We start from the raw sequence: 8246 nt of genomic DNA, 5'->3' as shown, positions 1-8246 counted from the left end.
CACCGGCCCGGTGGCCCTGGGCGGGTTTGCCTTTGACCCGATGGGTTCGGCTCGGAGAAGCGGCCCGGGCCGGCCCGGCGGCGCAACAGGCATCTGGTCGGATTTCCCCGATGCGTGGCTCGCGGTTCCCCGCTTCCTGTTGACCCAGGCCCGCGACGAGACCTGGCTGACGGTCAACGTTCGGCTGACCCCCGGATCCGACCCCGCAGAAGAGATTGGCGCTATCGAACTTGACCTGGCCGACTGGCTGGCCCCGCCTGGCCTCTTGGACCCTTTTGAACGCGCCGGTGAGGCGCCGGACCCCACCCCCGGGCTCCTCATCGAGGAAGTCGAGCCCGACCGGTGGAGCGCGCGGGTGCAGGCCCTGGCCCGCGACATCCGGCGTGGGAAGCCGGTCAAGGCGGTGCTGGCACGCCAGGTCAGGCTCCAGGCCCATCGGCCCTTCACGCTGTCCCGGGTGCTGCAGGCCCTGCTGGAAAGCTACCCGAACTGCTCGGTCTTCGCCTTCTGCCGGGGTTCGAGCTGCTTTGTGGGCGCAACCCCCGAGTGGCTGGTGAGGCTCAGGGAGCGCCAGCTCTACTCCATGGCCCTGGCCGGCTCGGCGGCGCGCGGCCTCACGGAGGAGGATGACCGGCACCTGGCGCAGGCTCTGCTGCAAAGCCAGAAGGAACGGACCGAGCACGCCCTTGTCCTGGCCGCCATCCAGGAGGCGCTCCGGGATCTGTGCGAGACGCTCGAACTGCCCTCGGAGCCGGGATTGCTGCACTTACCCACACTTCAGCACCTCTACACGCCCGTGACCGGAAGGATACGAGCAGGTTACACGGTCCTGGACGTCGTTGAACGGCTGCACCCGACGCCGGCCGTGGGCGGCTATCCCCGGGAGGCAGCTCTGCAGTGGCTGGCCGGTCATGAGCAACTGGACCGCGGCTGGTACGCCGGCCCGGTGGGATGGATCGACCCTCAGGGCGGAGGTGAGTTTGCCGTGGCCATCCGGTCGGCCCTGGTGCAAGGCCGGAAGGCATGGTTGTTCGCAGGGTGCGGCATCATGGCGGAGTCGGACCCGGCCCGCGAGTACGAGGAGTCGTGGCTAAAGCTGCAGCCCATGCTGCGGGCCTTGCGCCAGGGGCTACCCGCTCCCGAGGGGTCCGGGCCATGAACGCCCAACAGGCCACGTACCTCTATGTTGAGGCCTTTGTGGACGAACTCGCCCGATCCGGGGTTCGCCACGCCTGCCTGTCGCCGGGTTCGCGCTCTACGCCGCTGGCCCTGATGTTGGCCCGCAACGGCCAGATTCGGGTGTGGACCCACATCGACGAGCGGTCGGCCGCCTTCTTTGCCCTGGGCATGGCCATGGCGCTGCGAGAACCGGTGGCCCTTCTGAGCACGTCAGGCACGGCGGCTGCCAATTTCTATCCGGCGGTCATTGAAGCCCGCTACGGCCGGGTGCCCCTTGTGGTGTTGACCGCTGACCGGCCCCACGAGCTGCGGGACGTGGGCTCGTCCCAGGCCATCGACCAGCTGCGGCTGTACGGGCCGCACGTGAAGTGGTTTGCGGAGATGGCCGTGCCCGAGGCCACGCCGGACATGATTCGCTACGCCCGTACGGTGGCGTGCCGGGCCGTGGCGACGGCCCGGGCCTGTCCGGCGGGCCCGGTTCACCTCAACTTCCCCTTTCGCGAGCCCCTGGTGCCGCAGCCGGTCGAGGCGCCTCTTGCCCCCCGGACGGCCGGCCTGTGGCGGCCCCACGGGCTCGACCCCGACGCCGACAGGCGTCCCTACGTGATCGCCACGCAGGGGGCCCGGATGGTGGCCCCTTCGGCCGCCGCGGCTTTAGCGGAGCAGGTCGCCTCCGCAAAGCGGGGCCTCATCGTGTGCGGGCCCCAGGATGACCCGCAGCTGCCTCGAGCCGTCACGCGCCTGGCGGCCGCCCTGGCATTCCCGGTGCTGGCCGATCCCCTGTCGGGGGTGCGGTGCGGCCATCACGACGGCACCCTGGTCATCGACGGGTACGATGCGTTTTTGCGGGATGCGGGGTTGGCCGATAGCCTCAGGCCCGACCTGGTGCTGCGCGTGGGGGCCATGCCCGTATCCAAGCCGCTGATGCTTTACCTCGATCGCCACCCGACAGCCTTCCAGGTGGTGGTGGATGGGGGAGATGGCTGGCGGGATCCGACCCTGCGGGCCGCCGAGGTCGTGCACGCCGACCCCGTGCCGCTGTTTGAGGAGCTGGCCGCGAGGGTCCGCGGCCCGGTGGCTGACGCAAAGTGGCGCCGGCTGTGGGTCGAGCTCAACACCACAGCCCGGGAGGCGCTTCAGCGGCAGCTCCAGGCGATGGAGGGGCTGTTCGAGGGCCGCGTCTTTGCCGAGCTGGCCAGCCTCCTGCCGGATGGCGCCACGCTGTTCGTGGGCAACAGCATGCCGGTGCGGGACCTGGACGGCTTTTTCCCCGCCTGCCGGCGTGATATCCGTTTCCTGGCCAACCGGGGCGCCAGCGGCATCGACGGCGTGGTCTCCAGTGCCCTGGGAGCGGCCGCGGTGACGCCGGGCCCGCTGGCCCTGGTGATCGGTGACCTCTCCTTTTACCACGACTTGAACGGGCTTCTGGCGGCACGGCGCTTCGGGCTTGACGTGACGGTCATCCTGTTGAACAACGACGGGGGCGGGATTTTCTCTTTCCTGCCCCAGGCCGACCATCCGGAGCATTTCGAAGAGCTGTTCGGTACCCCGCTGGGCATCGACTTTGCGCCGGCGGTCGAGATGTACGGAGGCCGGCTCGTCAGGGCCGGAAGCTGGCAGCAGTTCCAGGTGGCCGTCAGGCAGGCCATGGCGGGAGGCGGGCTGGTGGTGGTGGAGGTGCGCACCGACCGGCGTCGCAACGTGACGCAGCACCGGCAAGCCTGGTCGGCCGTGGCAGAGGCCGTTCGGGCGATGACCCGGTGCGGCTGCAGCTGAAGCGCGCCGCTGGAGGGGGGTGGGGCATGACGCGCGTGGGAGTCAACGGGATCTTCCTCAACGTGGAGGTGGCCGAGGGCCTTCCGATCGCTGCCGCCGAACGGCCGGCCGCTGGCACCTCCGTACACCCGCTGGTCCTGCTGCACGGCTTCACCGGCAGCGCAAAGACGTGGCGGCCTCACTTGAAGGCCTTTGCCCGGCGGGGCCGGGTGATGGCCGTGGACCTGTTGGGCCACGGGCAGTCCGACGCGCCGGCTGACGCGGCCCGTTATTCCATGACGTGGGCGGTCAATGACCTCGTCTTTCTGCTGGACAGGGAAGGCTTCGAGTCGGTGGACCTTCTGGGCTACTCCATGGGTGGCCGGCTTGCGCTGCACCTGGCCCTGAGCGCGCCGCGGCGGATCCGGGCCTTGATTCTGGAAAGCGCCTCGCCTGGCGTCGCCGATCCGGCCGAGCGTGCGGCACGCCGGGCCAGCGACGACCACCTGGCCACCGTCATCGAGCGAGAGGGCGTCGAAGCCTTCGTAACCCGGTGGGAAGCCCAGCCCCTGTTTGAAAGCCAGCTGAGGCTTCCCGAGCAGGTGCGGGCCGGGCTGCGCGCACAACGCCTGCGCAACCGGCCCCACGGCCTCGCCAACAGCCTTCGGGGCATGGGGGCCGGAGCACAGGAACCCTTGTGGGATCGCCTCCCGCAGCTAAAGGCTCCGACGCTGCTGGTGGCAGGGGAGCTGGACCCGAAGTACTGCCGGATCGCCAAGGCCATGGGTTCAAGGATGCCGCAGGCGCGGGTGGCGATCGTACCGGGCGCCGGGCACGCGGTTCACCTGGAGCAGCCGCATGTGTTTGAACGGCTGGTACTGGCGTTCCTCGAGGAATTGGATCGAAGACGGCGTGCATGAGGGGTGATGATGGGCCATGCCGGTAAACTGGAAGCCCACGAGGACGTACACCGACATCCTCTACGAAACGGCCGAGGGGATGGCCAAGATCACCATCAACCGGCCGGAGGTGCGCAACGCCTTCCGGCCCCAGACGGTCATGGAGCTCATGGACGCCTTTGCGGCGGCCCGAGACGACCGCTCCATCGGGGTCGTGATTTTGACCGGGGCCGGCAAGGAGGCGTTCTGCTCGGGCGGCGACCAGCGCTACCGGGGCGAGGGCGGCTACGTGGGTGACGATCACATCCCCCGGCTCAACGTCCTTGACCTGCAGCGGCAGATCCGCACCTTACCGAAGCCCGTCATCGCCATGGTGGCCGGGTACTCCATCGGCGGCGGCAACGTGCTGCAGCTGGTCTGCGACCTGACCATCGCGGCCGACAACGCGATCTTCGGGCAGACCGGCCCTAAGGTGGGCAGCTTTGACGCCGGGTACGGGGCCGCTTTGCTGGCCCGGGTCGTGGGCCAGAAAAAGGCTCGGGAGATCTGGTATTTGTGCCGGCAGTACACGGCCCAGGAGGCCCTGGAGATGGGGCTCGTCAACGCCGTGGTGCCGCTGGACCGGTTGGAAGAGGAGACCGTCCGGTGGGCCAGGGAGATCCTGGCAAAAAGCCCCACGGCCATCCGGGTGCTGAAGGCGGCCTTCAACGCCGACACCGACGGCCTTGCGGGGCTGCAGGAGCTGGCCGGCAATGCCACGCTTCTCTACTACCTGACCGAGGAGTCAAAGGAGGGCCGCAATGCGTTCCTTGAAAAGCGAAAGCCTGACTTCTCCAGGTTCCCCCGTTTCCCGTGAGTCGATGCCGGCCACCGCGCCGGCTAAGGCTGCTTTCACGCCGCTGCGGCCCGGGTCGTGGCGCGCCTGGCTTCTGGCGGCGCGGGTGCCTACCCTGTCGGCGGCGGTGGCTCCGGTCCTGGTGGGCACGGCCGCCGCGGCCTCCGAATCGGGCACGCTGGACGGGCTGGTGTTTGCAGCGACTCTGGCGGCTTCTTTGCTGATCCAGATTGGAACCAACTTCGCCAACGACCTGTACGACTTCCGCAAGGGAGCCGACACCCAACAGCGCCTCGGGCCCGTCCGGGTGACCCAGACGGGGCTGCTCTCGGAGGCGGAGGTGGCAAGGGGCACGCTGGCCGTCTTCGGCCTCGCGGTCCTCCTCGGCGCCTACCTCGCCAGCGTAGGGGGCTGGCCGGTTGTGGTCATAGGGCTGGCCTCCGTCGCGTCCGGGGTGCTGTACACCGCCGGGCCATGGCCGCTGGGCTACCACGGGCTCGGGGACCTGTTCGTCTTCGTCTTTTTCGGCCTGGTAGCCGTATGCGGCACCTACTACCTGCAGGCGGGCACCCTGACGAGGCTTGCCGTTTTGGCCTCGGTGCCGGTGGGTCTCACCGTGACCAACATTCTGGTGGTCAACAACTTGCGAGACATCGAGACCGACCGGGCGTCTGGCAAGCGCACGTTGGCCGTGCGCATCGGCGAGCGGGCGACACGGCTCCAGTACGCGTTCTTTGCCGCCGTCGCCTACGCTATGCCGCTGGTGATGTGGATGGCGGGCGAGACCGGGCCGCTTTTCTGGTTACCGTACCTGACGCTTCCCGTCGCGTGGAGGCTCGCGCGCCGGGTCATGAGCGAGCGAGGCCCCTCCTTGAACGCCGCGCTCAAGGCAACCAGCCGGTTGCACCTGTTGTTGGCAGCGCTGTTGAGCCTGGCCCTGCTCGGGCCACGCGGGTGACCGGGACCATGCCCGACGTGAACTCACCCGTGGCGGGCGGCCCCGCCCTCTCGGCCTCTGACGGCGTGATGCCTGACTGGCTTTCACACCGGGCTGCCTCGGTGGGCAGCCGGCTCGCGGCGGTGGTCGGCACCGAGCGGTGGAGCTTCGCCGACCTTGACCGCCGGGTGACCCGCGCGGCCAGGCGGCTGGCCACGCTCGGCGTGAGGCCGGGAGACAGGGTGGCCCTGCTTTTGACCAACGGCCCTGACTTCGTGGAACTGGTGCATGCCGCCAGCCGCCTGGGGGCGGTCGTGGTGCCCGTCAACGTGCGCCTGGCGGCCGCCGAGGTGGCCTGGCACCTGGCCGACGTGGGGGCCCGGGTCCTGGTCTTTGACGGCCTGACCGCGGACAGCGCCGAAGCCGCCCTGGACAGTGTCTCCGCAAGGCCTGGGGGCGTCTCGGGCGCACGGAACCAGCCCGGTACCGGGCAGGCAGGAGCCGTTTTTGCGCGGCCCGAGTTGATCCCCGTCCATGTAATGGAATTGTCCGCGCTGAGAGAAGCAGAGGACGTCCGGCTGCGGCAGCGCATCCACCTCGACAGCGTGCACTCCATCCTCTACACGTCCGGCACCACCGGCCGGCCCAAGGGCGCCATGCTGACCTACGGTAACCACTGGTGGAACGCCGTGGGTTCCGCTCTCAACCTGGGGCTCCATCCGGAGGACCGCTGGCTGGCCTGCCTGCCGCTCTTCCACGTGGGGGGGCTGTCCATCCTCCTGCGGGGCGTCATCTACGGCATCCCGGTGGTGGTGCACCCCCGCTTCGACCCGGAGGCGGTCAACCGAGCCATTGACGAGGAGGGCATCACTCTCGTCTCCGTGGTGAGCACCATGCTGGCCCGCATGCTGGAGGCCCGGGGCCCTCGCCCGTATCCCCGCAGCCTGCGCTGCGTGCTGGTGGGGGGCGGGCCCGTGCCGAAGCCTCTTCTCGAACGTTGCGTGGAGCTGGGCGTGCCGGTCGTGCAGACCTACGGGTTGACCGAGGCAGCCTCCCAGGTGACCACCCTGGCTCCCGAGCACGCTCGGCGTAAGCTGGGGTCGGCGGGCAGGCCCCTTTTGCCCGTCGAGGTGCAAATCGAAGCGAACGGGCAGCCTGCCGCTCCCGGGCAGCCGGGGGAGATCCTGGTGCGGGGACCCACGGTGAGCCCGGGCTACTTCGGCAAGCCCGGCGCGACCGCGCAGGCAATGAGGGGCGGCTGGTTGCACACGGGAGACCTGGGCTACTTCGATGAGGAAGGCTACCTCTACGTGCTCGACCGGCGGGACGACCTGATCGTCTCCGGCGGCGAAAACATCTACCCGGCCGAGGTGGAGGCGGTGCTCTTGGCGCACCCCGCGGTGGAGGAGGCGGGGGTGGTGGGCCAACCCGATCCCGTTTGGGGCCAGATCCCCGTGGCCGCGGTGAAGCCGAAAGACGGCTGCCACGTCACGGAGGCCGAACTGATCCGCTTCTGTCTGGCGCGCCTGGCTCGCTTCAAGGTTCCCAAACGGGTCTTCGCGGTCGACGCGCTGCCCCGGAATGCGGCCGGCAAACTGGCGCGCCGGGCGCTGCAGGCAAGCCTGCTGGAAAAGCCTTGAGCCATGCCGGCATTCAAAACAAAGCCGGATGGTAAACCGCCGGCGGCCAGCTCACGAGGTCGCACCTCGGGCTCCCGGCGTTCACCCTGCGGATGGTCCGGTGGCGCCAGGCTTGAGGCGAAGGGGTAACCCCGCCACCAAAAGCCACACCTCGTCAGCCCGGGCGGCCATCCGCTGGTTGGCCCGGCCGAGCACGTCCCGAAACAGCCGCCCCGCCGGGTAGGGGGGCACCACACCCAGACCCACCTCGTTGCTCACGATGACCCAGCTCGCGGGGCGAGACCGAAAGAGCGTCTCCAGACCGTCGAGTTCCCGCTCCACCGCCTCTTCGGCGCCCTGAAGCCCGGCACCCTCTCCCAGCGACAGGATGACGTTGCTGACCAGAAGGCTCAAGCAGTCGATGAGAACCGCCCGCTCGTCCCGCCAGACCGCCGCCAGCCGCTCAGCCACCTGGCGGGGCGCCTCTACGGTGGGCCAGTCAGCCGGCCGGTCGCGCCGGTGCCGCCGGATACGTTCGGCCATCTCCTCGTCCAGGGCCTGCGCCGTGGCCACGAAGATGGCGCGGCCGTCTCCCAGCTCACCGGCCAGGCGCTGGGCAAAGGCGCTCTTGCCGCTGCGGGCGCCGCCCAAAACCAGCACCACCCGGCCTGCCTTCACGGCTTGACCCCCACGCAGGCGTACAGAAGCGGCAGGTCGAGGTGACGCCGCAGCCACCCCGCAAGCTGCCCGTAGGGGGTCTCTGAAGCGGGCAACCCTGCGCGAGCGGCCGGCTCACCTGCCGGCCTGGCAGGGCGGCCCGCAAGCCCCCGCCGGCGCCACAGGGCTTCCAGCAGCGCCTGCCTGAGCGCGTCATTGGCCAGAAGGCCGTGGCAGTAGGTGCCGGCCACGCTGTCCTTCAGGCAGCCGTCGATCCTCCGATCCCCTTCCGGCAGGCGCGTCAGTTCAAGCCACGCCTGGCCCTCTGTACCCAGCCGGTCGCTTTGGCCCATGTGGCTCTCGTA

At 69.6% G+C, this 8246-nt stretch carries 8 protein-coding genes; 6 read left to right on the top strand and 2 right to left on the bottom strand.

Annotation, left to right across the window (positions count from 1 at the left end; all coding sequences use genetic code 11):
* From AB1609_10695 to menE, 6 genes are all read left to right on the top strand, one after another.
* Positions 1-1159: isochorismate synthase (locus AB1609_10695; protein ID MEW6046935.1), on the top strand; the 1159-nt coding region annotated here is incomplete at its 5' end.
* On the top strand, positions 1156-2955 hold the full coding sequence (gene menD, locus AB1609_10690; GenBank protein MEW6046934.1) for a 2-succinyl-5-enolpyruvyl-6-hydroxy-3-cyclohexene-1-carboxylic-acid synthase: 1800 nt from the start codon (positions 1156-1158) through the stop codon (positions 2953-2955). The genes AB1609_10695 and menD, both read left to right, overlap by 4 nt.
* 26 nt (positions 2956-2981) lie before the next feature.
* Positions 2982-3854, top strand: coding sequence for a 2-succinyl-6-hydroxy-2,4-cyclohexadiene-1-carboxylate synthase (gene menH / locus AB1609_10685; protein ID MEW6046933.1), 873 nt, complete (start codon positions 2982-2984; stop codon positions 3852-3854).
* A gap of 16 nt (positions 3855-3870) precedes the next feature.
* Positions 3871-4689 carry a 1,4-dihydroxy-2-naphthoyl-CoA synthase gene (gene menB / locus AB1609_10680; protein ID MEW6046932.1) on the top strand — a complete coding sequence of 273 codons (819 nt, stop codon included), beginning with the start codon at positions 3871-3873 and terminating at the stop codon, positions 4687-4689.
* 4 nt (positions 4690-4693) lie between these two features.
* Entirely contained in the window at positions 4694-5626 is a 933-nt protein-coding gene (locus tag AB1609_10675) for a 1,4-dihydroxy-2-naphthoate polyprenyltransferase (protein ID MEW6046931.1), read from the top strand.
* An 8-nt stretch (positions 5627-5634) separates the two neighbouring features.
* Complete coding sequence (gene menE, locus AB1609_10670; protein ID MEW6046930.1) at positions 5635-7245, top strand: o-succinylbenzoate--CoA ligase; 1611 nt, start codon at positions 5635-5637, stop codon at positions 7243-7245.
* 81 nt (positions 7246-7326) lie between these two features.
* On the opposite strand, the gene cobU is transcribed toward menE, so the two are convergent.
* Together cobU and AB1609_10660 are read right to left on the bottom strand one after the other, a co-directional pair.
* Complete coding sequence (gene cobU, locus AB1609_10665) at positions 7327-7902, bottom strand: bifunctional adenosylcobinamide kinase/adenosylcobinamide-phosphate guanylyltransferase (GenBank protein ID MEW6046929.1); 576 nt, start codon at positions 7900-7902, stop codon at positions 7327-7329.
* A partial coding sequence (locus tag AB1609_10660) for a hypothetical protein (protein ID MEW6046928.1) occupies positions 7899-8246 on the bottom strand: 348 nt, incomplete at its 5' end. The genes AB1609_10660 and cobU, both read right to left, overlap by 4 nt.

The organism is Bacillota bacterium (assembly GCA_040754675.1).
GTDB lineage: Bacteria > Bacillota > Limnochordia > Limnochordales > Geochordaceae > Geochorda.
The sequence above is the reverse complement of the archived record's forward strand: the minus strand, read 5'-3'. Positions and strand labels throughout refer to the sequence as shown.

Bases quoted from the DNA above. Each gene is read 5' to 3' on its own strand.
- menD (MEW6046934.1), top strand. From the start codon at position 1,156: ATGAACGCCCAACAGGCCACGTACCTCTATGTTGAGGCCTTTGTGGAC.
- menH (MEW6046933.1), top strand. From the start codon at position 2,982: ATGACGCGCGTGGGAGTCAACGGGATCTTCCTCAACGTGGAGGTGGCC.
- menB (MEW6046932.1), top strand. From the start codon at position 3,871: ATGCCGGTAAACTGGAAGCCCACGAGGACGTACACCGACATCCTCTAC.
- AB1609_10675 (MEW6046931.1), top strand. From the start codon at position 4,694: ATGCCGGCCACCGCGCCGGCTAAGGCTGCTTTCACGCCGCTGCGGCCC.
- menE (MEW6046930.1), top strand. From the start codon at position 5,635: ATGCCCGACGTGAACTCACCCGTGGCGGGCGGCCCCGCCCTCTCGGCC.